This window comes from Ahrensia kielensis DSM 5890 (assembly GCF_000374465.1).
Lineage (GTDB): Bacteria > Pseudomonadota > Alphaproteobacteria > Rhizobiales > Rhizobiaceae > Ahrensia > Ahrensia kielensis.
Map to the genome: position 1 here is coordinate 102,862 of NZ_KB894531.1, position 25,344 is coordinate 128,205.

A 25,344-nucleotide genomic window follows, 5' to 3' on the forward strand; every position below is an offset into this window, starting at 1 on the left:
GAAGCGTATCAAAAAAAGTTCCCAATGCGCGGAACTTTTTTTTCGTTAGCGCGTTTAATATGGCTAGATCAATTATCGAGATTTCAATGACGTATTCACAAAATAAAAAATTAAAGCAAGAAGGAGCGGACAGCAACAACTCCGCTAGCGAAGTTAGCACTCAAATTTCCACTAAACTTCAGGCCCTTTATAAATCAGTTGAAGACCAGACTATTCCAGATCGCTTCCTTGATCTGTTGGAACAGTTGGACGCCGCTGAAAGTAACCACACCAAAGGCGGCCATAAATGAGTACTGCTGAGAAAGAACTAGCGCCAGGTTTTAAAAAGGAACTGCTTGGCAGCTTGCCGAGCTTGCGCGCATTTGCGTATTCCTTAACTGGTGCCGCAGACAAAGCTGATGATCTTGTTCAAGATACAGTGCTTAAAGCTTGGGCGAAAAATGAAAGTTTCCAGATGGGAACGAACATGAAAGCTTGGCTTTTTACGATTTTGCGTAATGAGTTCTACAGCCAGATGCGCAAAAAAGGCCGTGAAGTGCAGGATACTGAAGGCACATTTACAGACAGCTTAGCTGTTCATCCAGGCCAAGACAGTGCGCTTGATATGCAAGACTTTAAAAAAGCGCTCGATCAACTGCCAGAAGATCAACGCGAAGCCATTGTTTTAATCGGCGCTTCGGGTTTTTCCTATGAAGAAGCTGCTGAAATTTGTGACTGCGCCGTTGGTACGATTAAAAGCCGCGTCAGTAGAGCACGGTTACGCCTTGCTGAAATTCTCGATGTTAAAGGCGCATCAGATTATGTGATGGATGCAAATGCAGCCTCAATCGGATCACGCGCCTATTCCAGATAATAGGCTCTTTCCCAACAAAATGAGTGCCCTAAATCTAAACCACCTTGGCCAACAGTAATGAGGTGAGCGTGTTAACAACCTGCTCATCCGTAAACGGCTTGGCTATTGCTGCACGATAAGGGAACGGAATATAGGTTTCAGGATCAACATCGCTGACCGTGAGCAAGGCGACTTTGGGGTTTGAACGCGCGATTACAGACACAAGGCCGCTTATGATCTCGCTCGGCATATCAGCATCAATGATTAGGACATCATAGTTGATCGCCGATAGTTTTTCTTGAGCATCGTCTGGCATTATTACATGGATTTCACAGTTAAAGTGATCAGCTATAATGCGTTCTATATCTATTGAGATGAGATATTCACGTTCGACGATTGCAATAAGTTGAACAGAACCAATTGACATTTCCAGCTCCGAAAACACCGCAACTCGCAGGGCCAATTGGGTCTGTCATTTAAATAAGACATATAAAGCGAAATTATTTATACTCTGATGCCATCAGAGTTGAATGGAAAAACATGAAAAATGGTAAGTCTCGCGCCCCGAACCGCACGGAATGCGCACATTGCCCCTTAAGTAAACTAGAGGCCTTTCGCCGTTTTGAAGGCGATGAACTCGCTTATGTTGAAAAGTTTAAAACGGGCGAACTCACGGCCGATGCAGGCACAACCATTATCGTTGATGGCGCACATAATGCGCATCTTTATACTTTACTTTCAGGCTGGGCTTTTCGCTACAAAATACTCGAAGACGGGCGTCGGCAGATTTTAAACTATGCTGTGCCTGGCGATCTGCTGGGATTGCAGGGCAGCATAACAGGCGAAATGCAACACACCATTGAAGCCCTTAGCCCTCTAACGCTTTGTGTTTTTGAACGTGATAAGGTGACCGATCTATTCTCAAAACACCCAAGCCTTGCATATGATATAACGTGGATCGCAGCGCGCGAAGAGCGCATTTTGGATGAGCACCTATTATCAATAGGACGGCGCTCGGCCTTGGAACGTTCAGCATATTTATTAGCGTTTTTAAATCGACGCGCGCGTAACTCGGGCATATTTACAACCAAGAACAATGTCATTCCAATTACACAGCAGCATGTCGCGGATACATTGGGGCTTTCAATTGTCCATACGAACAAAACACTGAAAAAGCTCCGCGAGAAAAAACTTATCGAATGGCGTGATGGCGGCTGCCTTGTTCTTGATGAGGCGCGCTTATCAGAACTTGCCGGATGGGAACATACAGACGAAAAACGCCGGCCATTTATTTAAAAGCCCCATAAAAAAGAACGCGCCGGCAAAACCGACGCGTCCTCATACTTTATATTCTTCAACTATCAATCGGATACAATTGCTTTAAGCATCCACAGGGCTTTTTCATGGAAAGTGAGACGTGCGGTTAGCATATCTTCGGTTACCATATCGCCTGCTTCGCCTGCTTTAGATCCAACCTCACGGATTGTGCGTGCAGCAGCTTCATGATCTTTAATCAGATCAGCTACCATGTCGTGGGCACTGGAATTATCGACACTGTGGCCTGTTGGTGCAAAGTTTTTCATGTCACCAAAATTAACAGGTGCAATATGTCCCAATGCGCGCACACGCTCAGCAATAATATCGATTGCCTCAAACAGCGTATTATAATGTGCTTCGGTCAATTCGTGAATCGGGCCAAAGAGCGGTCCAACAACATTCCAGTGGTAAACCTGCGTTTTGATCATCAATTTGTACGTAGACGCAAGAACTTCTGAAAGCCCTTTAGAGGCCTCTTCGAGATAGCTTTCTTCAAGCCCAATTTCAGGTGTCGTTTTACGTGTTTTAGGATTTAAAGCTGTGACCTTCGCCATGATATAAACTCCTTCAATTATTGTGTTTCGCTTTGAACATTTTCGTTGGGAACCATGCCGCCAGATTGCGTATCGCTAAAGAAAAGCTCCACGCCGAACCAGACGACAAATGCCAAGCCGATCGCTATAAGCAGCACATTGAGCACTGGAATGCCTTTCCTGCCCTGCTTGGCTTCCACTTCTGATTTTACGGTTTTTGGCACGATAAAACCCTTTCATTATCTTTGGGCGCCTACAGACAGTGCAGCATTCCCTGAAATGAATTACTTGCGTGTTTGTGATAATTTCGTCGCCGCAAATGCTGCTGCAGCCACCATGAGCAACTTCTTTAAATTCATAGCGCCTGTCACAGACGACACAGAACTTGCACCCATTTGAGCCACCGCAACCGTATTATAAGCCATACGGCGGCGCGCTTTCTTATCGCGGTAATTCAAGATCGCTAAGACAGCGACGACCAGCAGACTGGTTGCTGCAGAAATTGCCGCTGCAATTAAAATAGCCTCGAAAGTTCCAAGATAAGTTGCAGCGTATGTAATGGCCGCAACAATCGCGAGGACGTAAGTCGTTAATGCGAACAGGCAAAGGATCGAATATAGGATCACTTGTCGTTTTGTTCGCTTAACCGTCGTCGCGACATCGGACTTCATTGCTCCAATGAGGAGTGGCAGAAAAGCATTCATTGGCTTTACTTACGCAAGAGCAGCGCAGCTAAAACGCCAACACCTGCCGCTATGCCAAGTGCCTGATATGGCCGCTCTCGGATTTGCTCTGATACTTTTTGATCGAGCGTTTCAAGCTCACCACGCAGACGCGCGATGGTTTGCTGAGCGTTTTCGGAAGCATATTCCGACGCTTCAATTGCGCTGCTTTTTGCTTCTTTAAATCGCTCGTTTCCAGCCTCAGTTAGCGCCTGTGTGAGCTTGCTCACATCTGCTTTTAACGCCTCAAGCTGCGCTTCAACGTTATTTGCATTGTTAGCGCCGTTTAAAACTTCTTTAGCGCGCGATGCTGCGCTCGTTTTTGTTGCCGCTGCCATGTGGGCCTCCAATATTCGTTGTTGATCTTACTTGCCCAAACAACGAAGCAGCCCAGCTTTGGTTCCAACTTTCTTCAACGCATTAAAGAAAAACCCGCTCGACAAACCAATAAGCACCAACAAGTCCAATTAAGATGGAGGCAGGGTTAGAAATATAAGTGCGGTAGAAAGGTTTGTGGCTAAACCACAGACCAACCGCGAGATAGGCCATGGCAATAACCGTTAGCTGACCCAGCTCCACACCGATATTAAATCCAATCAAGCTGGTAACAAAGCGGCTGCCATCAAGACCAAATTCGCCAAGAACCGATGCAAAGCCCAATCCATGCAATAAGCCAAAAAGCAGCACGACAATGAGGCGCCACGGTTTCATTTCACTGGTCATCAGATTCTCAACAGCGACATAGACAATCGACGCGGCAATAAGAGGCTCAACAATTTCAGGCGCAATATTAACAATTCCCAATATCCCCAAAGCCAAGGTCAATGTATGGGCCAAAGTGAACGTCGTTACCTGCAAAAGCAGCGGCTTTAGTTTAGGCGATAGGAAAAACAGACCGAGTACAAAAAGAATATGGTCTAGCCCAAGCGGTAAAATGTGCTCGAAGCCGGCGACAATATAACGCTTGAATACAGACCAAGCACTTTCATCGACCCCGCCTGTACGCGGAATTGCAGCGGAAACTTCCCCGTCACGCAAAAACGCCGTGTAAGCTTCTGGTCCACCCTCCTGTTGGCGCAGCACCAAAGGGCCAAACTTGCGCTCCCAGCCAATGGTAACTGAGGTATCATCTTCGGGGAGTTCTGCGCGCAATGTGAGCTTGGAATCACGTAATAATTCCACATTCAGCTCGTCTGAAATTTCCACACGATCAAGCACCGGTATTATTTTTGTTTCACCCGCCATGATTTTGAAGCCAGACTGCATCTGCGGCCAGAACGCACGGAACTTCTGCTCCATTTCATCGGGCGATAATGCGCGCAGGCTATCATAATCTGCGGCCTGTTCAGTCAAGTTGGTGTCTTCAACTTCACTTAAATTCACCCCGGCAACAAATGCTTCCAGATTAACATCAACGCTAAGCACCATTTCCTTATCATCAATAATAAGGTCACCAATTGCTGGCCGCGTTTCATGCGCATATGCCGCTGGTAACGTTGCAGCAAACAAGAGCGCGATCATCAGCAAACTTGACTTAAACCCAGTGAAGGACACATTGGGAAGCATGGAACTATAAAGGTTACGGAACATGTGGATTAATCGCCTTAGAATATTTGCGTCTGTTGCCTGCTTATTCAGCGCTCCTGCCAGCGCACACGAAATGTGGCTGGAAGGTGTGAACTATGAAATAGATGTGGATGAGAAAATCGTCAGCAATCTTAAAGTGGGACAAAACTTCAAAGGCAGTACCTACTCTTTTTTTCCAGACAGTTTTCAACGCTTTGACATAGCGCTAGCCGATCAGCTTAAACCTGTAGAAGGGCGCCTTGGCAATCGTCCAACTGTTGATATTAATGCATTGGGCGAAGGATTGAACATTCTCCTATATCAGTCAAACGATATGATCGTCACATATACGGAGTTTGATAAATTTGCGTCTTTTGTCACGCATAAGGCCTTTGAAAACACGCTTGCTGAACATGAACAACGCGGTTTTCCAAAAGATAAATTTCGAGAAGTTTATTCGCGTTATGCCAAGAGCCTTATTGGTGTCGGCAATGCGAGGGGCGCTGATCGCTCTTACGGACTAGAAACTGAAATCGTTGCGCTGGAAAACCCTTACACAGATAAGCTAGATGATGGGTTTGATGTGAAGGTTCTTTATCAGGGAAGCCCGCGCAAAAATGCTCAGGTCGAAGTTTTTGAGAAGACTGCGGATGCCGAAGACGATGTGCGGGTGTTCACGACAAGAACCAATGATGACGGCATCGCGACAATCGCGGTAAAGCCGGACCACATATACCAACTTGATGCAGTTGTTATTCGGCAACCCGCAAATGCGCTCGCGCAGGAAAAAAATGCTGTCTGGGAAACGCTATGGGCCAATATGACCTTTGCGACGCCCTGATTACCAATGCGGCGGCTTTTGCGTTGGCGCGGCAGCACTCGCATCAGACTCAAATTCTACGATACGGCCAGTTAGCGCTTCAACACGGCGGCGTAAATCAGCGATAATTTTGCCTTGTTCAACAACCACGCCGTTCAGATCATCAAGCATCTGAGCTTGATGCGCGGCCAAAATTTCCAAATCATCAAGACGTGTGGTTTCAGCCCGATCCATCATAAATCCTCTGCATAAAGTTTGTTCTTAAGAGCATAACACTTTCTAATGCGCACTGTCTCTTGCGATTTTAAGTTGATATCACTGATTTTGTTCGGCTACAGCTTATGTGCAGGGCTAGATTATCAAGCTGGACCTGCTAGGCTTTGACCAACTGATCAAATTTTGAGTGTGTTGTATGGCAGAATATGCAATCGAACTGGCCGGCATTAATAAGAGCTTTGGCCCCGTTAAAGCGAACCGCGATATCAATCTGCAAATCAAGCAGGGAACTATTCACGGTATTATCGGTGAAAATGGCGCGGGGAAATCCACGCTCATGTCGATCCTTTACGGGTTTTATCAAGCCGATTCCGGTGAGATTAGCATTGATGGCAAGAACACCAAGATCAACTCTTCCAATGACGCTATAGCGCTTGGCATTGGCATGGTTCACCAGCACTTCATGCTGGTTGAAAATTTTACCGTTCTTGAAAACATCATTCTTGGCGCTGAAGATTCCCAGCTTTTGTCAGGCAGCATTTCCAAAGCACGCTCAGAACTTGTTCGCTTAGAGAAAGAATATGAGCTGAATGTTGATCCTGACGCGATCATTGAAGAACTGCCTGTTGGTATTCAGCAACGGGTCGAAATTCTAAAGGCGCTTTACCGAGGCGCTGAAATTCTCATTCTTGATGAACCGACCGGGGTGTTGACACCATCAGAGGCAGATCACCTATTTCGCATTCTCGAACAGTTAAAAGAACAGGGAAAAACGATCGTTCTGATCACACATAAATTGCGTGAGATCATGGCCGTGACCGATGAAGTATCTGTGATGCGCCAAGGCACGATTGTAGCGACACGCAAAACGGACAAAACCTCTGTCGAAGAATTAGCCGAGCTTATGGTTGGCCGCCGCGTCTTGCTGCGCGTAGAAAAGGGCGACCCGAACCCCGGTGAAATAAAGCTTGCTGTTCAAAACCTGACCGTGCGCGATTCACGCGGCATCGATATGGTCAAAAATGTTTCCCTTGATGTGCGTGCCGGTGAAATTGTTGGCATTGCAGGTGTGGCGGGTAATGGGCAGAGCCAATTGATTGAGGCGATTACCGGCATAAGACCGGCAAAAGAAGGACGCGTTCTTTTAGACGGAGAACCGATTGATGTTACTGGGCAGGCCGATCCAGCCATGCTGCGCAAACGCGGGCTGGCCCATGTTCCAGAAGACCGTCACCATATGGGGTTGGTTCTGGCGTTTGAAGAGGCTGAAAATTCCATTCTTGGCTATCATGATGATCCAAGTTATTTATCTGGCCCGATGCTCAATATCGAAGCCATTCGCAATGATGCGCGCGATAAGATTGAAAAATACGACATTCGTCCAGCCAATTGCCGCTTAAAGACTGCGAATTTTTCTGGTGGCAACCAGCAGAAGATCGTGCTCGCCCGTGAGATGGAAACAGACCCTTCCGTTTTAATCGTCGGCCAGCCAACACGCGGCGTTGATGTTGGCGCCATTGAATTTATTCACAAGCGGATTATCGAAATGCGCGATGCGGGCAAGGCTGTCTTGTTGGTGTCTGTTGAGCTTGATGAAATTCGCTCACTTGCAGACCGGATCATCGTTATGTTCGACGGCAAGGTGGTTGGTGAGTGTGGGCCAGAAGCAACCGAAGGCGAGCTTGGCCTTTTGATGGCCGGTGTTACGAACGATAAAATAGAAGCGGCGGAGTAAACCCATGGCACAGCCTTATTCACAATTACCGCGGTGGGTCGATTACGGGCTTATTCCTCTTATTAATCTAACCGTCGCTTTTCTGGTCGCAGGTCTTGTTGTTTTAGCTGTTGGCGAAAACCCGCTTCGCGCAGCTGTCTTGATGGTTGAAGGCGCTTTTGGTTCCGGCGATGGCATTGGCTACACGCTTTACTATGCAACAAACTTTATCTTCACTGGACTTGCCGTTGCGGTGGCTTTCCACTGCGGGCTCTTTAATATTGGCGGCGAAGGCCAAGCCTATATTGGTGGTTTAGGTGTCGCTGTTGGGTGTCTTGCATTTGACAGCGTTTTTCCGTGGTGGATCAACCTGCCCATCGCCACACTTTGCGCGGCAGCTTTTGGCGGCCTTTGGGCGTTAATACCAGCTCTTTTACAAGCCAAGCGCGGCAGCCATGTTGTTATTACAACGATCATGTTTAACTTCATCGCAGCGTCATTGATGGTCTACCTCTTGGTTGATGTTTTAAAGCCTGTCGGGCAGATGGCTGTTGAAACACGCCCATTTGCTGAAGGTGCATCGCTTCCAAGATTGGATTGGATGATTGAGGCCTTTGGTTTCACGATTCGCCGAGCGCCGTTAAACATCACTTTTCTTTTGGCGTTGATAACATCGTTTCTTGTGTGGATTCTCATATGGCGCACGCGCCTTGGTTATGAAATCCGCACCATGGGCCATAGCCCGAAAGCGGCGCAATATGCAGGCATCAACACAACCAAGATCATTGTTATAACTATGATGATCTCAGGTGGTCTTGCCGGTATGATGGCGCTCAATCCTGTTATGGGCGCACAAGAGCGCTTGCAGCTTGATTTTGTGACAGGTGCTGGATTTGTCGGCATTGCTGTGGCGCTCATGGGCCGTTCACACCCTGCAGGGATTATTCCTGCGGCTATTTTATTCGGCATGCTCTATCAGGGCGGTGCAGAAATGTCATTTGAGATGCCAGCGATTACCCGCGATATGATCGTGATTATTCAAGGTCTCGTTATTCTTTTTGCTGGAGCGCTTGAGCACATGTTCCGCCCTTATATTTCATTGTTTTTTGGACGTATTGCAGACAGCTCTCTTAAAGCTGCACCAGCAACCACAGGAGAGGGTCATTGATAGAAGCGTTTAACACAATCATCCTAATTCTTGACTCAACTGTTCGGCTCTCTGTGCCGTTGCTGCTGGCTTGTTTGGCAGGACTTTATTCAGAGCGCGCAGGTGTGTTCGATATTGGCCTTGAAGGAAAAATGTTGGCTGGCGCATTTGCGGGAGCCGCAGCGGCATCGGTTTACGGTTCTGCGTGGATAGGCCTTGTTGCTGCTATTTTAGTCTCAATCGCCCTATCACTGGTTCATGGCTTTGCGTCGATTACGCATCGCGGCAACCAAATCGTATCGGGCGTTGCGATCAACTTTATTGCCGCTGGTTCAACAATTATTCTTGGCCAAGCTTGGTTTAGACAAGGTGGCAGAACACCGCCGCTCGGTTCAGACGGAAGCCGTTTTGAAACTATAAATTTGCCCTTCGCCGATAGTATCAACGGCATACCCGTTTTGGGCCCAATTTACTCTGAGCTTTTGTCTGGCCACTCTATTCTCGTTTATGTGGCGTTTGCAGCGGTGCCGCTAACGTGGTGGGTTTTGTTTAGAACCCGCTTCGGGCTGCGGTTGCGTGCTGTTGGTGAAAATCCGGCAGCTGTTGATACGGCAGGTATCTCTGTCGTTTGGCTGCGTTACCGCGCTGTGATTTGTTGCGGCATATTATGCGGCCTTGCAGGTGCGTATCTATCGGTTGCTCAAAATGCCGGCTTTGTGAAAGATATGACAGCGGGCAAAGGCTTTATCGCACTCGCCGCGCTGATATTTGCCAAGTGGAAACCCATTAATGCGATGTATGCTTGCCTTCTCTTTGGCTTTCTTGATGCGATTGCAATACGGTTTTCAGGTATCAAAATCCCTGGGCTATTTGAAATTCCAGCACAGTTCATGCAAGCGCTGCCTTATATTTTGACAGTTATATTGCTTGCTGGATTTATCGGCAAAGCGATCCCGCCGAAAGCCGGTGGGCAACCCTATGTGAAGGAACGCTGATATGGCCGACCTAGACCCGTTATTTTCTGCAGCTAAAACAGCAATGGAAAAGGCTCACGCAAAATATTCGGACTTTCCGGTTGGTGCCGCTATCTTAACCAAGGATGGCCACATCTTTTCCGGTGCCAATATCGAAATTATCTCATTTCCAGAAGGTTGGTGCGCTGAGACAACGGCCATTTCTCACTTCGTCATGGCTGGCGGCGGCGAGATAACCGATATTTGCGTCATCGCGGAGAAAAAGGACATTTGCACGCCCTGTGGCGGATGTCGTCAACGGTTAGCTGAATTTGCACCAGCCGAAGCAAAAGTACATCTCTGTACGATGGAGGGCATCGTGCAAACAGTGACTATGGCCGATCTCCTGCCGCACGGATTTGAATCTGATGTTCTGGCGAAAACAAACTAAACCAAAGCAGGCCTAATATTGAAAACGACAATCGACACGATCATTGAAAAGCTAGACGGTTTGGCACCGCGCACCGCACTTGTGCTCGGTTCCGGCCTAGGCGGGCTTGTTGATGCGCTCGAAAACCCCATCCGCTTTTCCTATAGTGATCTTGAAGGTTTTCCATCTAGCGGCGTTTCTGGCCATGCGGGCGAACTTGTTGCCGGCACCATAAGCGATAAGCCGGTATTTATACTTTCAGGACGTGCGCACTATTATGAAAACGGCAATGCCAACGCGATGCGCCCTGCATTGGAGCTTCTTAAAGGGCTTGGTGTTGAGCGCCTTATATTGACGAACTCTGCGGGTTCATTGCGCGATGATATGCCGCCCGGTTCTGTCATGATGCTAACCGATCATATTAATTTTTCAGGCACCAACCCTCTTATCGGCGAAGAAACTGACGACCGGTTTGTTGGCATGACATCGGCCTATGATAAATCGCTATGCGCTGCACTTGAAGCAGCAGCAGGAGAAGCCAAAATTGAACTAAGCAAGGGTGTCTATATGTGGTTTTCCGGCCCTAGCTTTGAAACACCTGCCGAGATACGCATGGCACGCACATTCGGTGCAGACGCCGTTGGAATGTCCACAGTACCCGAAGTTATCATTGGCCGTTTTCTTGGCCTAAAATGTGCAGCTTGCTCGGTTATTACAAACTTTGGAGCAGGTATTACCGGCTCTGAACTTAGCCATGATGAAACCAAAGAGATGGCTCCCATTGGCGGGAAACGGCTACAGGCTATCTTGGTAAAAGCCATTAGAGATTTGGATTAAATGACCAACCGAACAGAAATAGCAAACCGTGCGCTTGGTCTCATTGATCTGACCAATTTGAATGATGACTGCACATCGGATGCCATTATTGAATTGTGCCAAAGAGCACAAACCCGATTTGGAAATACAGCGGCAGTGTGCGTTTTTCCTGATTTTATTGTTCAAGCTAAAACCATTTTAGCTGACACCAACGTCAAGGTTGCGACGGTTGTAAACTTTCCTGCAGGCGGCGACGATGTGCGTGCGACAATGCATGAAACAAAACAAGCCGTTGCCGATGGTGCCGACGAAATTGACCTTGTTTTGCCTTACACAGCCTTGAAAAATGGCGATGCTGACACCGCGCGTCATATGGTTTCGACCATTCGTGCCGTAACCCACAATCAAGCAATTCTAAAAGTCATTATCGAGTCTGGCGAATTGATGGAGCCTAGCCTCATCAAGCAGGCCACACTTATTGCACTGGAAGAAGGTGCGGACTTTGTAAAAACCTCGACAGGCAAAGTAGAAATCAATGCAACACTAGAGGCTGCTCAAACTATCCTCGAAACTCTAAAAGAGTTTGGCGATAAATCGCGCGGTTTAAAATTTGCAGGCGGTATAAAAACCGTTGAAAATTGCGGCGCTTATCTGGCGCTTGTTGATAAAATTATGGGACCAGAATGGGCCGGTGTTGATACATTGCGCTTTGGTTCGTCCGCAATGTTAAACGATATACTTGCTGCGCTTGAAGGCGGCGAAACTGTGACATCAGAGGGCTACTAATCGTGGCCGTGTTGTTGCAGGAAATAATCGCTAAAAAGCGCGATGGGCTAAAGCTGAGCGATGGTGATATTTCCGACTTCGTTACGGCCATTCAAAATGAAACCGCAAGCGATGCTCATATCGCCGCCTTTGCCATGGCTGTTTATTTCCAAGGCATGGATGATGAGGAAACCGTTGCGCTAACGCTTGCCATGCGTGACAGCGGCGATGTGCTCAGCTGGCCAACCTTAAAACGCCCGATTGCGGACAAGCATTCCACCGGCGGTGTTGGTGATAATGTCTCGCTCATTCTAGCGCCGCTGGCTTCTGCGTGTGGTCTTGATATCCCGATGATATCTGGGCGTGGCCTTGGCCATACTGGCGGCACGCTCGACAAAATGGATTCAATACCCGGTTATATATCCGAGCCAGAAACCGCACAATTTTTAAATATAACACGCAAAGCTGGATGCGCGATCATTGGCGCTTCAGCGGCTTTAGCACCGGCTGACAAACGCTTTTATGCTGTACGCGATGTCACTGCGACGGTTGAAAATATATCCTTGATCACAGCGTCGATTTTATCAAAGAAACTGGCCGCAGGCCCTGATTGGCTGGTACTGGATGTTAAATTTGGCGATGGTGCCTTTATGCGCGAACAACACGATGCGCGAAAGCTTGCTGAAAGTCTCGTGCGTGTTGGAAACGGCGCAGGCACAAAAACCATTGCGCTATTAACCGACATGAATGAACCGCTCGCCAGTACTGTCGGCAATGCGGTGGAAGTTAAAAATGCCATTGAATTTTTAAACGGTACGCACCGTGATCACAGACTTGAGGCTGTCACGATCGCGCTTGTGACACAGATGGTATTCATCGCTGGATTGGCCAAAAGCGAAGAGGAAGCTGAAGAGCATGTCCGTTCAGCGCTTAGCAGCAATCGCCCTGCTGAAATATTTGCCCAGATGGTTCATGGGCTCAGCGGCCCTGCCGACATCATGCAAAACTATGATGAATATTTGCCGCGCGCTGCGGTCATAAGAGATATTCCAGCACCTGAAAATGGGTTTATCGCAGACATTAAAACGCGCTCTATCGGTGTTGCGGTTGTTGAGATGGGCGGCGGGCGACGTGCTGGCGGCGATAAGATCGACTATTCCGTTGGTTTTAGTCGATTAAAAAAGATCGGCGACAAAATCGAAAAAGGTCAGCCTCTTTGTACTGTTCACGCAAAGAGTGAGGCAGATGCAGATAAGGCGCAGACTACTATTCTTGAAGCTTACCGGATCGACTCAAAAGTACCGGATAGCAGAGCAATTATCGCTGATTTAGTATCTTAGCGCCGTAAGACCAGTTTGCCGGATTTGTACTCAAAACCACGCAGCTTATTCATAAAGCTCATACCGATCAGAACCGTACTAAGAGAGCTATCTTTCATCACAAGCGCTTCAACATCCGCGATGCGAATGGAGCCAAGTGTAACTTGCCTAATGACCGCACGGGCAGCTTTGGTGCTGCCGTTCGCGGTGCTTACCTCATAGATATAATCAGATGGTTTAAGCCGAATACCTGCGCGCCGCGCTGTGGTTTCATTGATCGCAATTGTGCTTGCGCCCGTATCGATAAGGCCTTGCACATTGAAATTATTAAGCTTGATGCTGCTGCGATAATGGCCAGTTTGGTCGCGCGCAATGTGTTCAACGCCCGACAAGCGGAGCGATGTCTTTTTAACAGTTTGCGGCTTATTATCTGCTTTAGTTAATTGCTTTTGTTCTGTTGCCTGCCGCGTCGTTTGACCTGCGTTTAGATGAGCCTTATTTCGCTTCAAATACTCCACAGCACTTAAAGCACTGATCGAAATAATACCCGCAGCAAGTAAAAGTCTTAACATCCAAAAGTCTCCTTGCAAAAACCATACGCAAGAAAACTAGCAAGGCCGTTAACGCTGTCAGCAAACAATTAGCAACGTCAAAAAGATGTAAAAACATTTGTTAAAATGCGGTCTATTTGTAAGCGGCATCGTGATGCAGACGACATATTTAGCTTCTACCTAACAACTTTCGTGCTGCTACCCAGACGAGACCTAGGACCGTTGCAATTATGCCTAGCAACATTATCCATGTCACAATTGCGAATTCTGGAGGCATTTCCCCATCGCTGCGCGCATAACTTGCCGCCAAGATCATGCCCAAAAGCCCCATTGAGACCAACAGCGCGCACAAGATCCAATACACGCGCTTTCGGTTTAATTGGATCATGCTGCCTTCAGGCCACGCCATTTCACATGAAAGGCTGTTGAAAAATCTATCTATTTTGTGCCGTACATGCGGTCACCCGCATCGCCAAGACCAGGTACAATATAACCGCTTTCGTTTAAGCGCTCGTCAATTGATGCGGTAATGATCGGCACATCAGGATGCGCTTTGGTGAAGTTTTCAATGCCTTCTGGTGCTGCAAGCAAGCAGACAAACCGCAAATTATTCGCGCCACGCTCTTTAAGCTTATCAATCGCCATAATCGCTGAATTCGCTGTCGCCAACATAGGGTCAACAACAATTGTCAAACGCTCATCAAGGCTTTCAGGCGCTTTGAAATAATATTCAACTGCCTCTAACGTTTCATGGTCGCGGTAAAGTCCAACATGGGCAACGCGTGCCGACGGCACAAGATCAAGCATGCCATCAAGCAGTCCATTACCAGCGCGCAAAACTGAAGCGAAAACAAGTTTCTTGCCATCTAAAACAGGCGATTCCATTTCAACAATCGGTGTTTGAATTGTTTCCGATGTCATCGGCAATTCACGCGTCACTTCATAACAAAGAAGCAGTGAAATCTCTCTTAGAAGTCTGCGAAAACCCGCCGTTGAGGTTTCAACTTTGCGCATTTGGGTAAGCTTATGCTGAACCAGTGGGTGGGAAACAACAGTGACACCATTCATGAAAACTCTCCTGATATTTGGACGACCTTAATACGCGTAAAACCTGCGCGAAAGCTCTAATCCAGTTTTGCCAGCAATTGCTTACGTGTTTCTTCGTCAACAAAGGCTGCTTTAATCGCTGTGCGGGTAATTTGAGTCAATTCAACGTCACTCAAACCAAACTCATTGGCACCAATTTCATATTCGCGTTTGAGTGACGTATGAAAATGCGGTGGGTCATCGGAATTGAGCGTTACAGGAATGCCCGCTGCGCGCAGCGCCATAAAGGGATGATCCTCAAACCCGTCATAAACCTTAAGTGAAATATTGGAGCCCGGACAGCATTCAAGCACAATCTGCTCATCGGCTAAGCGCTTCACAAGATCAGGATCTTCAATTGCGCGAACACCGTGACCGATGCGCGATGGCTTAATATAATCAAGCGAATCACGCACAGATTGCGGACCAACCAGCTCACCAGCATGGGTCGTTATGCCAAGCCCTGCATCCCGCGCAACATCAAATCCTGGGGCGAAATCCTTGGGGTGGTGCATGCGTTCATCGCCGCCCATACCAAAGCCCGTGATCAGTGGGTGCGGGTTGCCCGCAATATATTTGGCAGCTCTGAGCACTGATTCTGGGCCGCCATGGCGCAGGCCCGTTGCAATCATTCGAGCTTCAATGCCGGTTTTTTCTTTTGCACGGCGCATGCCTTCTGCAATGCCGTCAATATAATCTTGCTCCGAGATGCCGATAGCGCGTGCGTGGTCCGTTGAGATAAACATTTCTGAATAAATGCAATCATCATCTGCAAGCTCATTGAGATAGGTCTCGCTCAGCAAGGCGTAATCATCGGCGGAGCGAAAAAGATTAGCTGCGCCATCATAGCATTTTAAAAACTGCGTAAAGTCATTCCAGACAAAAACGCCGTTCGAAATAATGTTAGAAACATCGACATTGTATTTACGCGCCTGACTTTCAACAAGTGCAGGGCTGGCCGCGCCTTCCAAATGGCAATGGATTTCTGCTTTAAGAACCATATCGATGTCCCTTCTATTTTCTTTTTGCCAACCTATTTACTATTGTAACATGCGGCAACTTGGCAAAGCGGCTATTTTTGCGGCATAGGGTATGTTGCCGTTAAACGAAACCAAGGATTTTATTATGTCCACAGCGCGTACCGGTGTCGGCGAAGACATGAAGCAATCATTCGGCTTTGAAAAAGTCGAGGATGGCAATAAGCAGCAAAAAGTTGACGCGGTGTTCCACCACGTTGCTAAGCGCTATGACATTATGAATGATTTCATGTCTGCGGGTGTTCATCGCGCTTGGAAGCAAGCAATGGTTGCGCAGCTCAATCCTCCCAAGCGAGGCAATTGGCGTTCACTGGATGTTGCTGGCGGCACGGGCGATATCGCCTTTAAAATCGTCGAAGCATCTGGCCGAAACGTTCACACCACAGTTCTTGATATTAATGGCTCTATGCTGGAGGTCGGCCGCGAGCGAGCGATTAAAAATGGCCTCATCGACAATCTTGATTTCGTTGAAGCCAACGCAGAAGAACTACCTTTTGAAGACAATAGTTTTGATGCCTATACGATTGCCTTTGGCATTCGCAATGTGCCGGATATCAACAAGGCACTGCGTGAAGCACGGCGTGTGTTAAAACGCGGCGGCCGCTTTATGTGTTTAGAGTTTTCTGAAGTTGATGTGCCGTTGCTCGAACAATTCTATGAAGCTTGGTCATTTAAGGTCATACCGCCTGTTGGCAAGATGGTAACAGGCGATGCACAACCCTATCAATATTTGGTCGAATCGATCCGCAAATTTCCCAATCAAAAAGATTTCGCAGCAATGATTGAAACGGCTGGCTTTGAGCGCGTGACATACCGTAACTATACGGGTGGTATTGCCGCCCTACATTCCGGATGGAAACTCTAACGTGTCATCATTTTTAGCAGGATTTCGCCTCATTAAAGCTGGCTGGGTTTTCGCACGCGAAGGCGTTGTTGCAGCCATGCCGCGCGAAGGCTTGAGCGGACCTGCGCTAACGGCCCATAAAATTGCGACGAAAATGTCGCGCAGACGCGCTGGACGGCTAAATAATGTCGAGCGTATGAACAATGCGATCACGCGCCTTGGCCCATCCTATGCAAAGCTTGGTCAGTTTTTGGCAACGCGCCCTGACATTATTGGATTAGATTTGGCGGTTGATCTTGCGACTTTGCAAGATCAGATGAAACAATTCCCAACGGCGCAATCTATCGCGCGTCTAGAAGACTCACTTGGCGCAAAGTGGGATACTTTTTTCACACGTATTGAAGAGCCGGTTGCTGCAGCATCAATTGCACAGGTGCATCCTGCCTATGTGCGAATGCCCGATGGGTCTGAGAAGAAAGTTGCAGTTAAAGTCATCCGTCCCGGCGTGCGCCAGCGTTTCCAGAAAGATCTCGATACGTTTTTTATGTTTGCCAATCTGCAGGAAAAATATTTCCCAGCGACACGCAGACTGCGCCCAACAGCGATTGCGCAAACGCTCGCACAGTCTACGCGCATTGAAATGGACCTTCGCTTGGAAGCAGCCGCGCTTTCTGAAATTGCCGAAAACACAAAAGACGATACTGATTTTCGCGTTCCCAAAGTCGATTGGGTTCGCACCGGCCGTAATGTGCTGACAATGGAGTGGGTTGACGGCATCAAGATGAGCGACACGGCAGCGCTTACGAAAGCGGGCCATGACCTCAATATACTTGCCGTCAATGTCATACAAAGTTTCTTGCGCCATGCGATGCGCGACGGTTTTTTTCACGCGGACATGCATCCAGGCAATTTATTTGTGGATGCTAAAGGCGACATAGTCGCTGTTGATATGGGTATTGCCGGACGCATTGGCATGAAAGAACGGCGCTTTCTTGCTGAAATCCTGTTCGGTTTTATTCAGCGAGACTACAGACGCGTGGCAGAAGTTCATTTCGAGGCAGGCTATGTGCCGCCTCACCATGATATTGACGCCTTTGCGCAAGCAATCCGTGCTGTGGGTGAGCCTATCCACGACCAACCTGCCGAAACAATATCAATGGGTAATCTTTTGACCCTGTTGTTCGATGTGACTGAAATTTTTGATATGCAAACGCGGCCTGAATTATTGCTGCTTCAAAAAACGATGGTGGTTGTTGAAGGCAATGCGCGCATGCTCGACCCGCAATTCAACATGTGGAAGGCCGCAGAGCCAGTTGTTGGCGATTGGGTGCGGCAAAATCTTGGGCCCGCAGCCGTGGTTAATGATGCGCGCAACGGCATTAAAGCAGGCTTGCGTCTTATGAAGGCTATGCCGGAACTTGCAAACCGCACTGAACAGCTCGCGCATGAAGTGGGTGCCATGGCTGAAAACGGTATGAAACTCGATCCTGCAACCGTTAAAGCGATCGGCAAGGCTGAAGCCAAGGAAAGTCGTTGGGGACGTCGTGCATTATGGGTTATTGCGCTAAGCGCTCTCTATATCGCTTGGACGCTCACATAACACTGAAATCATTGATTGCATTTTTAAGAACATTATGATTTCATTGAAATCATGGCATCTATTACTATTCGCAATCTTGAACCTGAAATCAAAGAAGCGCTTCGCAAGCGCGCGGCCAGCAATGGCCGCTCCATGGAAGAAGAAGCGCGGCATTATTTTGCGCAAATGGCAGCTGGACCAGTCCTGCTTTCTCCCGCATCTGCACCTGCGCCAATTTCAGTCTCTGACCCTTCGTCTCAAACACTGGCAGGCAAGCGCATATGCCTGATTATTGGCGGCGGCATTGCTGCTTATAAATGCCTCGACCTCATACGACGCTTACGCGAACGCGGTGCATCTGTGCGCCCAGTTATGACAAAAGCGGCGACAGAATTTGTCACCGAACTATCGATTGGCGCAATCGCGAATGATACGGTTTTTACTGAACTGTTTGATCGCAATGCAGAACACGATGTCGGGCATATTCGGCTTTCGCGCGAAGCCGATCTTATTGTTGTCGCACCGGCGACAGCCGACCTTATGGGCAAAATGTCCAACGGCTTGGCCAATGACCTTGCATCCACTGTATTAATGGCGACCGATAAGCCAGTTCTTATTGCACCTGCAATGAACCCCAAAATGTGGGAACATCCAGCTACAAAACGCAATCGCAAGACGCTTCAAAGTGATGGTATTCACTTTATTGGCCCGCGCGCTGGCGAGATGGCAGAAAGCGGCGAAGCAGGCTTTGGCCGCATGGCTGAACCCTTAGAAATTGTGGGCGCCATTGAACAATTATTAGACACACGGCCCAAGCCTTTAGCTGGCAAGAAAATCATTATGACGTCGGGCCCAACACATGAGCCGATTGATCCGGTGCGCTATATCGCTAATCGTTCATCAGGCAAGCAGGGCTATGCGATAGCGACAGCACTGGCTGACCTTGGCGCTGATGTTTATCTGGTTTCTGGCCCAACGAGCCTTTCTAAACCGCAAAATGTAAAAACAATTGATGTTGAAACTGCGCGCGAAATGTATGATGCGGTTCACCAATTATTGCCTGCTGATGCAGCCATATTTGTGGCTGCTGTTGCTGATTACCGCGCGGCGGCCGAAGCAGATGAAAAAATCAAAAAGGAAAAGGGCGGCATCAACGCTATTGCGCTGACCGTGAACCCCGACATTCTGGCTTCCATCGGGAACCATGAAGCAAAAAGACCGCAACTTGTCATTGGGTTTGCTGCAGAAACACAAAACCTCATCAAGCACGGCGCATCTAAACTCAAACGCAAAGGTGCCGACTATATCGTTGCCAATGATGTGTCGCCCGATACCGGCATTGGCGGAAAAACGGGCGTCATGGGCGGTGACCGCAATCGCGTGACGCTTATTTCAAAGAAAAAGAACGATGCTTGGCCGGAAATGACCAAACAGCAAGTAGCGCATGAGCTCGCTCAACTGGTTGCCCAACATCTTGTAACTATCAAAGTTTAAGCAACAGCGGCGGCTTTTACCGATAAGAATGGTGCAACGCTCAGCTTTCCGTCCGCTATTTTCACTTGAGAATTGGCAGGAACAGCAGTCCAATTTCTGTCGGGATGCTCAAACGGTTCTGACACCAGACAAATACTTTGATCAGATGCGCAGCTTGCATAATAAAGGCTTGGCGGGCGGTTATCGGTAGAAAACCTGATCGCATTCAGAGCATGTCCATCGCTATAGCAGGCTGTAAAACGAATGATTGTGTCTAAGTCGCGCTTTGCAGCTTCCGATATGACAAATTCAAGCATGCGTTCAAATGCAAGTGCTGGATCTTCTGCCAAACCGAACTCAACGGCCAGCAAAAACATCAATTCAGAATCTGTGCTGCCTTGCCGCATCGCGTAAACGCTATCGCTCAGCCGGAACTCTAAGCTCCTGCGCAAAATGTCGAAATTACCGATCTGGCCATTATGCATAAATGACCAATTTTCATAGGTGAACGGATGACAATTATCGCGGTTCGTTCCCCCGCCTGTCGAAGCACGAACATGCGCTAAAAATAGGCCTGAGCGAATTTGCTTGGCTAAGGAATGTAAATTTGTATCTGCCCAAGCAGGCAATATATCACGGTAAAGGCCCGGCATTTTACGTTCGCCATACCAAGCCAGCCCAAATCCGTCGCCATTGATCGCCGTTTTTGCTTCTGAAGCATGCTGTGATTGCTCAATAAGGGAATGAGCAGGCGAGAGGATCATATCCTCCATGAAAATTGGTGGTCCCGCATAGGCAGCCCAACGACACATGTTTATTTCCTATACTGCAGCTTCTTTTGCACCTTGACGATTATCAATGTGCACCTAGAGCCGATTCACATGTGGCTTATAATTACATCAAAGAAATGTGCTCGACTAGCCCATCTTAAAACCACAGTATCGACTTCGACGAAGCTCTACCATCGTTCTCAAAAAATGAACAGATTGTCTTTTATTGTTCACTTTAATGATACGATCAATATATCTAACTTAACGGTCAAAGGAGACACATCATGTCCATTAGACCTGTAAAACAGATTTCAGACGCGCAGCCCACAATGGAAGGCGCAGGCGTTCATTTAAGCCGTGCCTTTGGTTTTGGCGATCCTTCGCTTGCCGATCCATTTTTGTTGTTTGACGATTTTCGCAATGACAATCCCGAACATTACAAAAAAGGGTTTCCATGGCATCCGCATCGCGGCATTGAAACGATTACTTATGTGCTTGCTGGAACGGTTGACCATGCAGACTCGCTTGGTAACTCCGGATCGCTTGGCGCTGGCTCGGTTCAATGGATGACTGCTGGTTCAGGCATAATGCATCAGGAAATGCCAAAGGGTGATGCAACTGGAAAAATGCACGGCTTTCAGCTTTGGGCGAATTTGCCTTCAAGCTTGAAAATGACATCGCCGCGCTACCAAGACATTGCAGGCGGCGATATTCCAGAAATCATTGATGATGACGGCACGATTGTGCGTGTGGTTGTTGGCGATTTTTGGGGCAAGAAAGGCCCCGTTGATGGCATTGCATCGGAACCTCAATATCTCGATATTACAGTTCCTGCAGGCAAGAAAAAATCGTTCAAGGTTGATACATACCGATCAGCGTTTGCCTATATTTTTGACGGTTCAGGCACATTTCGCGATGCATCTCGTCCCTTCGGCGTTCTGGTTGAAAAGGAAGTTGAAGGCAATGAATTGCACTTGCGCGATATGACTGGCGACCGGACGCTCGTTGTCTTTGACAAAGGTGATGAGGTAACCGTTCAGGCCGGTGAACATGGCATTCGTTTCTTGCTCATCTCAGGAAAACCTATCCAAGAACCTGTTGCTTGGCATGGCCCGATTGTCATGAATACGCGCCAAGAATTGCAGCAAGCCTTTGATGAACTTCGCAATGGTAGCTTTATTCGTGAAAGCGCAACGATGTAACCATAAGAAAAGCCCGGCTCTTGGCCGGGCTTAACTTTTAAACTATTGTGGTTCGCTCTTACTCGCTGATGCGAGCCATTGCCACTTGAATGTCTTGTAACGCACGTGATGCAAGACCTGGATCCAATGTACCGTCGGACTGTTGTGACGCGATCTCTTCGCGCAATTGAAGAAGCGCAGTCTCTTTTTCGTCGCGGCTCATTGTATCATCGGCAACAATGCCGAGAGCGCTCTTTGTCGATAACAGTTCATCTGTCATTCATTTTCTCCTTCGTTACTTGAGAAGAAAACGAGGGGCGGCTTAATTCGTTCCGCCCCTGACTAAAAAATTTAGCTCTTTGGCAGCGGCGCTGTACGAAGATATGGGAAATGCGTCGTAAATTCGCCGAATTTAGCCTTCGCATCTTCGTTTGAAACTGTGGCTGGAATCACAACATCATCACCGACATTCCAGTTTGCAGGCGTTGCCACACTGTTAGCAGCTGCTGTTTGCAAACCGTCCAATGCGCGAAGAACTTCGGCAAAGTTACGTCCGACATTCATTGGGTAAGTCATAGACAATTTTAGCTTCTTGTCAGGACCAACAATGAACACAACACGCACAGTTGCAGTGTCATTTGGTGTACGGCCATCTGGTAGATAAGCCTCTGCTGGCAACATGTCGAAGGCTTTAGCGACAGCTAAATCGGTGTCCGCAATAATTGGAAAACCAGCTTTTGCGCCTGCAAAAGTTTCAATGTCGCCTTTCCACTTTTTGTGGTCTTCAACACCATCAACAGAAATACCAATTACCTTGGTGTTTCGCTTTTCCCACTCATCAGCAAGCTGCGCTACAGCGCCAAATTCTGTTGTGCAAACAGGCGTGAAGTCTTTTGGGTGCGAAAACAGGATTGCCCAGTTGTCACCAATAAACTCATGCAAAGAAAGCGATCCTTGATCAGTCTCAACTTTAAGATCTGGAATAGTGTCGTTAATACGCAAGCCCATAATGGTCTCCTTTGGTAAAATGCCTATGCTCTTACATAGGAATACAGCAAGCTGTTCAACAGGAACAGATTGCTAAATTATGTTAAAAGGCCGGAACGGCGTTTCAGCCAGCTTTACTGACCTGATAATCCTTTATCGTCTCAAACACCATATCGGGCGCACGTTCAGCCTCATAATTGAGCGAAAATCCGTTCTCAGCCAAAAACACAGGATCACCATCCAAATCCTTGGCTGTTGAAGAGCGGTGCTTGTCTAAGAATGTTTCGAACGCTGCTTTGTTTTTAGATGAAATCCAGCGACAAATTGAGAAACGCGCCGCTTCAAATTCCACAGGCAGCGAATATTCAGCATCAAGACGCGCTTTAAGAACATCAAGCTGCAAAGCACCAATAACACCGACAATTGATGGTGAGCCGTCATCAGGAACAAACAGCTGCACCACGCCTTCTTCAGCCATTTGCTGCAAGGCCTCGGTGAGTTTTTTGCCTTTCATGGCATCTTTTAGCCGTACGCGGCGCAAGATTTCCGGCGCAAAGTTTGGCACACCGCGGAAGACAATATCTTCGCCTTCTGTGAGTGTGTCGCCAATCCGCAGCGAGCCGTGGTTGGGAATGCCAACCACATCGCCCGCATGGGCTGTGTCTGCCGTTTGCCGCTGGTGCGCAAAGAAGAATTGCGGCGCTGATAATGTTAAAGACTTTCCGGTACGCACAAGCTTGGCTTTCATGCCGCGATCTAGCGCGCCAGAACAAACACGTGCGAAAGCAATGCGGTCACGGTGGTTAGGGTCCATATTGGCCTGAATTTTGAACACGAAAGCACTCATGCCGGTTTCGGTTGCTTCGACCTTACGCTTATCTGCTTCTTGTGCGCGCGGCGGTGGTGCAAATTCAGCTAATGCGTGAATGAGATCGCGCACACCGAAGTTTTTAAGCGCAGAGCCAAAATAAACCGGCGTCATATGACCTTCCAGATAAGATTCGCGGTCAAACGGACGGCACGCCTCACGCGCTAGATTAACGCCTTCTATGAAGCCTTCGCGTTCATTTTCAGGCAGCAAGCCCGCAGCAGCTTCTGCCTCTGGTCCATTAACTTGCGTGCGTTTTACTTCAGAATCTGAACCTCGCACCGCATTATCAGTTAAATGATATGTGCCAGCAAATGACTTTGCGCGGCCAATCGGCCAAGTAATTGGCGCAGTATCCAGCGCCAATTTTTCTTCTACCTCGTCCAGAATTTCAAACGGGTCGCGGCTTTCACGGTCCATTTTATTGACGAATGTAATAATTGGAATATCGCGCAGACGACAAACTTCAAAGAGCTTTAATGTTCGCGGCTCAATACCTTTGGCGGCATCTAAAACCATGACCGCGCTGTCAACGGCAGACAAAGTTCGGTAGGTATCATCAGCAAAATCTTCGTGGCCCGGCGTGTCGAGAAGATTGAAAATATTATCTCCATATTCGAACGTCATGACCGAGGTCGCCACAGAGATACCGCGTTCGCGCTCGATTTTCATCCAATCTGAGCGTGAATGTGTGCGGTTTTTCTTAGCCTTAACTTCTCCGGCCAGCTGAATTGCACCGCCAAATAGCAAGAGCTTTTCCGTTAAAGTCGTCTTACCCGCATCAGGGTGCGCGATGATCGCAAAAGTGCGGCGGCGCTTGGCTTCTGTCTCAATTATAGAAGGCATTTTGTTATCCGTTGTTTTGCACATCCCAATGGCAGGCAAGGAAGTTTGTGTCAAACGTCACCCATCGACAAAACCCGTATTCGCGTTAAGATCAACGCTTAATAGAGGGTCTTTTAATCATATCGAGTTCGTGAGGAAAGATGACATTTTTCAACATTTACGTAGCTACCGTACCAAAAGCAAACAAAGATCAGTTCATCACTCACGCTGAGAACGTTGCTGCGCTTTTTAAAGAGAATGGAGTGATAAAATATATCGAGACTTGGGGCGTCGAAGTACCCGATGGTGAAATCACGTCATTTCATAAAGCTGTACAAAAATCTGATGATGAAGACGTTGTTGTTGGCTGGATGCAGTGGTCATCAAAAGAGATTGCAGATGCAGCATGGCCCAAGATCATGGAAGATCCGCGTATGACATCTCATAAAGATTTATTTGATGGTAAGCGTATGATCTATGGCGGCTTTGAGGGTATCGTTGATGCTTGACGAAAGACGCGGCCAGTTGCATCAGGACAATATGATGACATTACCATTTTACAGGCTTCCACATAGCCAAGATATCGCATTGCCGAGCTATGAAACAGCGGGCGCTGCAGGTATGGATCTGCGCGCTGCGGTTCCTGAAAATGAACCACTGGTGCTTGCAAGCGGCGCACGCATTTTGGTGCCAACTGGCTTTATTATCGCCATTCCGGATGGTTATGAGGGACAGGTACGGCCTCGCTCTGGTCTTGCACTCAAGCACGGCATTACCTGCCTCAATACGCCCGGCACGATCGATTGTGATTATCGCGGTGAATTGATGGTTCTGCTCATCAATCATGGTGAGGAAGATTTTACAATTTCGCGGAATATGCGCATTGCGCAATTGGTTATAGCGCCAGTCACACAGCTAAAACCAAAAGAAAGCAAAACTCTGCCTGAAGCAACAATGCGCGGTGCTGGTGGTTTTGGATCAACTGGGGTTTAG

31 protein-coding genes are annotated in these 25,344 nt (G+C 48.0%); 17 read left to right on the top strand and 14 right to left on the bottom strand.

Annotated elements, in window-relative coordinates:
* The first annotated feature begins 59 nt into the window (after positions 1–59).
* Positions 60–290: a NepR family anti-sigma factor gene (locus tag C504_RS0112260; protein WP_018689643.1), complete on the top strand. Its 231-nt coding sequence runs from the start codon at positions 60–62 to the stop codon at positions 288–290.
* A complete protein-coding gene (locus C504_RS0112265) occupies positions 287–853 on the top strand; it encodes an RNA polymerase sigma factor (RefSeq protein ID WP_018689644.1) in 567 nt (188 codons plus the stop codon). The genes C504_RS0112260 and C504_RS0112265 overlap by 4 nt, the downstream gene beginning before the upstream one ends.
* A 34-nt stretch (positions 854–887) precedes the next feature.
* Here C504_RS0112265 and C504_RS0112270 read toward each other — a convergent pair whose 3' ends face one another.
* Positions 888–1,259, bottom strand: a complete 372-nt coding sequence (locus C504_RS0112270; protein WP_018689645.1) for an ANTAR domain-containing protein — start codon at positions 1,257–1,259, stop codon at positions 888–890.
* A gap of 113 nt (positions 1,260–1,372) precedes the next feature.
* Between C504_RS0112270 and C504_RS0112275 the strand changes: the two genes are divergently transcribed.
* A complete protein-coding gene (locus C504_RS0112275; protein ID WP_018689646.1) occupies positions 1,373–2,128 on the top strand; it encodes a Crp/Fnr family transcriptional regulator in 756 nt (251 codons plus the stop codon).
* Between the two features lie 65 nt (positions 2,129–2,193).
* Here the strand turns inward: C504_RS0112275 and C504_RS0112280 are convergent, their stop codons facing one another.
* The 5 genes from C504_RS0112280 to C504_RS0112300 form a co-directional block, all read right to left on the bottom strand.
* Entirely contained in the window at positions 2,194–2,703 is a 510-nt protein-coding gene (locus tag C504_RS0112280; protein ID WP_018689647.1) for a Dps family protein, read from the bottom strand.
* Between the two features lie 17 nt (positions 2,704–2,720).
* Positions 2,721–2,906: a hypothetical protein gene (locus C504_RS17845; RefSeq protein ID WP_018689648.1), complete on the bottom strand. Its 186-nt coding sequence runs from the start codon at positions 2,904–2,906 to the stop codon at positions 2,721–2,723.
* A 60-nt stretch (positions 2,907–2,966) separates the two neighbouring features.
* On the bottom strand, positions 2,967–3,353 hold the full coding sequence (locus tag C504_RS17850) for a hypothetical protein (protein ID WP_156815948.1): 387 nt from the start codon (positions 3,351–3,353) through the stop codon (positions 2,967–2,969).
* A 38-nt stretch (positions 3,354–3,391) separates the two neighbouring features.
* Positions 3,392–3,742 (bottom strand): ElaB/YgaM/YqjD family protein, encoded by a 351-nt coding sequence (locus C504_RS0112295; RefSeq protein ID WP_018689650.1) that lies wholly within the window; start codon positions 3,740–3,742, stop codon positions 3,392–3,394.
* 82 nt (positions 3,743–3,824) lie between these two features.
* Positions 3,825–4,994, bottom strand: coding sequence for a HupE/UreJ family protein (locus tag C504_RS0112300; RefSeq protein WP_018689651.1), 1,170 nt, complete (start codon positions 4,992–4,994; stop codon positions 3,825–3,827).
* Here C504_RS0112300 and C504_RS0112305 point away from each other — a divergent pair.
* Positions 4,993–5,811 carry a DUF4198 domain-containing protein gene (locus C504_RS0112305; protein ID WP_018689652.1) on the top strand — a complete coding sequence of 273 codons (819 nt, stop codon included), beginning with the start codon at positions 4,993–4,995 and terminating at the stop codon, positions 5,809–5,811. The genes C504_RS0112300 and C504_RS0112305 overlap by 2 nt on opposite strands.
* Here C504_RS0112305 and C504_RS0112310 read toward each other — a convergent pair whose 3' ends face one another.
* A complete protein-coding gene (locus tag C504_RS0112310; protein WP_018689653.1) occupies positions 5,812–6,027 on the bottom strand; it encodes a SlyX family protein in 216 nt (71 codons plus the stop codon).
* A gap of 175 nt (positions 6,028–6,202) precedes the next feature.
* Between C504_RS0112310 and C504_RS0112315 the strand changes: the two genes are divergently transcribed.
* From C504_RS0112315 to deoA, 7 genes are read left to right on the top strand one after another with little or no spacing between them, the layout of a single operon-like run.
* On the top strand, positions 6,203–7,741 hold the full coding sequence (locus tag C504_RS0112315; RefSeq protein WP_018689654.1) for an ABC transporter ATP-binding protein: 1,539 nt from the start codon (positions 6,203–6,205) through the stop codon (positions 7,739–7,741).
* 4 nt (positions 7,742–7,745) lie between these two features.
* Entirely contained in the window at positions 7,746–8,888 is a 1,143-nt protein-coding gene (locus C504_RS0112320) for an ABC transporter permease (protein WP_018689655.1), read from the top strand.
* Positions 8,888–9,862 (top strand): ABC transporter permease, encoded by a 975-nt coding sequence (locus C504_RS0112325; protein ID WP_026317455.1) that lies wholly within the window; start codon positions 8,888–8,890, stop codon positions 9,860–9,862. Before C504_RS0112320 ends, C504_RS0112325 begins: the two co-directional genes overlap by 1 nt.
* A gap of 1 nt (position 9,863) precedes the next feature.
* The gene (gene cdd / locus C504_RS0112330) at positions 9,864–10,271 is read left to right on the top strand and encodes a cytidine deaminase (RefSeq protein WP_018689657.1); all 408 of its coding nucleotides are present in this window, start codon (positions 9,864–9,866) and stop codon (positions 10,269–10,271) included.
* A 15-nt stretch (positions 10,272–10,286) separates the two neighbouring features.
* Positions 10,287–11,087 (top strand): purine-nucleoside phosphorylase, encoded by an 801-nt coding sequence (locus C504_RS0112335; protein WP_156815949.1) that lies wholly within the window; start codon positions 10,287–10,289, stop codon positions 11,085–11,087.
* Entirely contained in the window at positions 11,088–11,852 is a 765-nt protein-coding gene (deoC, locus tag C504_RS0112340) for a deoxyribose-phosphate aldolase (RefSeq protein ID WP_018689659.1), read from the top strand.
* An 8-nt stretch (positions 11,853–11,860) separates the two neighbouring features.
* Complete coding sequence (deoA, locus tag C504_RS0112345; RefSeq protein WP_026317456.1) at positions 11,861–13,171, top strand: thymidine phosphorylase; 1,311 nt, start codon at positions 11,861–11,863, stop codon at positions 13,169–13,171.
* On the opposite strand, the gene C504_RS17855 is transcribed toward deoA, so the two are convergent.
* The 3 genes from C504_RS17855 to C504_RS0112365 form a co-directional block, all read right to left on the bottom strand.
* Positions 13,168–13,722 carry a TIGR02281 family clan AA aspartic protease gene (locus C504_RS17855; RefSeq protein WP_018689661.1) on the bottom strand — a complete coding sequence of 185 codons (555 nt, stop codon included), beginning with the start codon at positions 13,720–13,722 and terminating at the stop codon, positions 13,168–13,170. The genes deoA and C504_RS17855 overlap by 4 nt on opposite strands.
* 417 nt (positions 13,723–14,139) lie before the next feature.
* On the bottom strand, positions 14,140–14,769 hold the full coding sequence (upp, locus tag C504_RS0112360) for a uracil phosphoribosyltransferase (RefSeq protein WP_018689663.1): 630 nt from the start codon (positions 14,767–14,769) through the stop codon (positions 14,140–14,142).
* A gap of 56 nt (positions 14,770–14,825) precedes the next feature.
* Entirely contained in the window at positions 14,826–15,788 is a 963-nt protein-coding gene (locus tag C504_RS0112365) for an adenosine deaminase (protein WP_018689664.1), read from the bottom strand.
* Positions 15,789–15,912: 124 nt separating this feature from the next.
* Here C504_RS0112365 and ubiE point away from each other — a divergent pair, with 124 nt between their 5' ends.
* The 3 genes from ubiE to coaBC are packed head-to-tail and all read left to right on the top strand — an operon-like array spanning position 15,913 to position 19,741.
* Positions 15,913–16,689 (top strand): bifunctional demethylmenaquinone methyltransferase/2-methoxy-6-polyprenyl-1,4-benzoquinol methylase UbiE, encoded by a 777-nt coding sequence (gene ubiE, locus C504_RS0112370; protein ID WP_026317457.1) that lies wholly within the window; start codon positions 15,913–15,915, stop codon positions 16,687–16,689.
* A 1-nt stretch (position 16,690) separates the two neighbouring features.
* Positions 16,691–18,268 carry a 2-polyprenylphenol 6-hydroxylase gene (ubiB, locus tag C504_RS0112375; protein ID WP_018689666.1) on the top strand — a complete coding sequence of 526 codons (1,578 nt, stop codon included), beginning with the start codon at positions 16,691–16,693 and terminating at the stop codon, positions 18,266–18,268.
* Between the two features lie 51 nt (positions 18,269–18,319).
* On the top strand, positions 18,320–19,741 hold the full coding sequence (coaBC, locus tag C504_RS0112380) for a bifunctional phosphopantothenoylcysteine decarboxylase/phosphopantothenate--cysteine ligase CoaBC (RefSeq protein WP_018689667.1): 1,422 nt from the start codon (positions 18,320–18,322) through the stop codon (positions 19,739–19,741).
* Here the strand turns inward: coaBC and C504_RS0112385 are convergent.
* A complete protein-coding gene (locus tag C504_RS0112385; protein ID WP_018689668.1) occupies positions 19,738–20,532 on the bottom strand; it encodes a class II glutamine amidotransferase in 795 nt (264 codons plus the stop codon). The genes coaBC and C504_RS0112385 overlap by 4 nt on opposite strands.
* Before the next feature lie 242 nt (positions 20,533–20,774).
* On the opposite strand from C504_RS0112385, the gene C504_RS0112390 reads away from it, so the two are divergent.
* Positions 20,775–21,692 carry a pirin family protein gene (locus C504_RS0112390; RefSeq protein ID WP_018689669.1) on the top strand — a complete coding sequence of 306 codons (918 nt, stop codon included), beginning with the start codon at positions 20,775–20,777 and terminating at the stop codon, positions 21,690–21,692.
* A gap of 58 nt (positions 21,693–21,750) precedes the next feature.
* On the opposite strand, the gene C504_RS0112395 is transcribed toward C504_RS0112390, so the two are convergent.
* The 3 genes from C504_RS0112395 to C504_RS0112405 form a co-directional block, all read right to left on the bottom strand.
* Positions 21,751–21,951: a hypothetical protein gene (locus C504_RS0112395; RefSeq protein ID WP_018689670.1), complete on the bottom strand. Its 201-nt coding sequence runs from the start codon at positions 21,949–21,951 to the stop codon at positions 21,751–21,753.
* Between the two features lie 71 nt (positions 21,952–22,022).
* Positions 22,023–22,679 (bottom strand): peroxiredoxin, encoded by a 657-nt coding sequence (locus C504_RS0112400; RefSeq protein ID WP_018689671.1) that lies wholly within the window; start codon positions 22,677–22,679, stop codon positions 22,023–22,025.
* Between the two features lie 103 nt (positions 22,680–22,782).
* Positions 22,783–24,372 (bottom strand): peptide chain release factor 3, encoded by a 1,590-nt coding sequence (locus C504_RS0112405; protein ID WP_026317458.1) that lies wholly within the window; start codon positions 24,370–24,372, stop codon positions 22,783–22,785.
* A 140-nt stretch (positions 24,373–24,512) separates the two neighbouring features.
* Here C504_RS0112405 and C504_RS0112410 point away from each other — a divergent pair, with 140 nt between their 5' ends.
* Together C504_RS0112410 and dut are read left to right on the top strand one after the other, a co-directional pair.
* Entirely contained in the window at positions 24,513–24,860 is a 348-nt protein-coding gene (locus tag C504_RS0112410; RefSeq protein WP_018689673.1) for a DUF1428 domain-containing protein, read from the top strand.
* Positions 24,853–25,344: a dUTP diphosphatase gene (dut, locus tag C504_RS0112415; protein WP_018689674.1), complete on the top strand. Its 492-nt coding sequence runs from the start codon at positions 24,853–24,855 to the stop codon at positions 25,342–25,344. The genes C504_RS0112410 and dut overlap by 8 nt, the downstream gene beginning before the upstream one ends.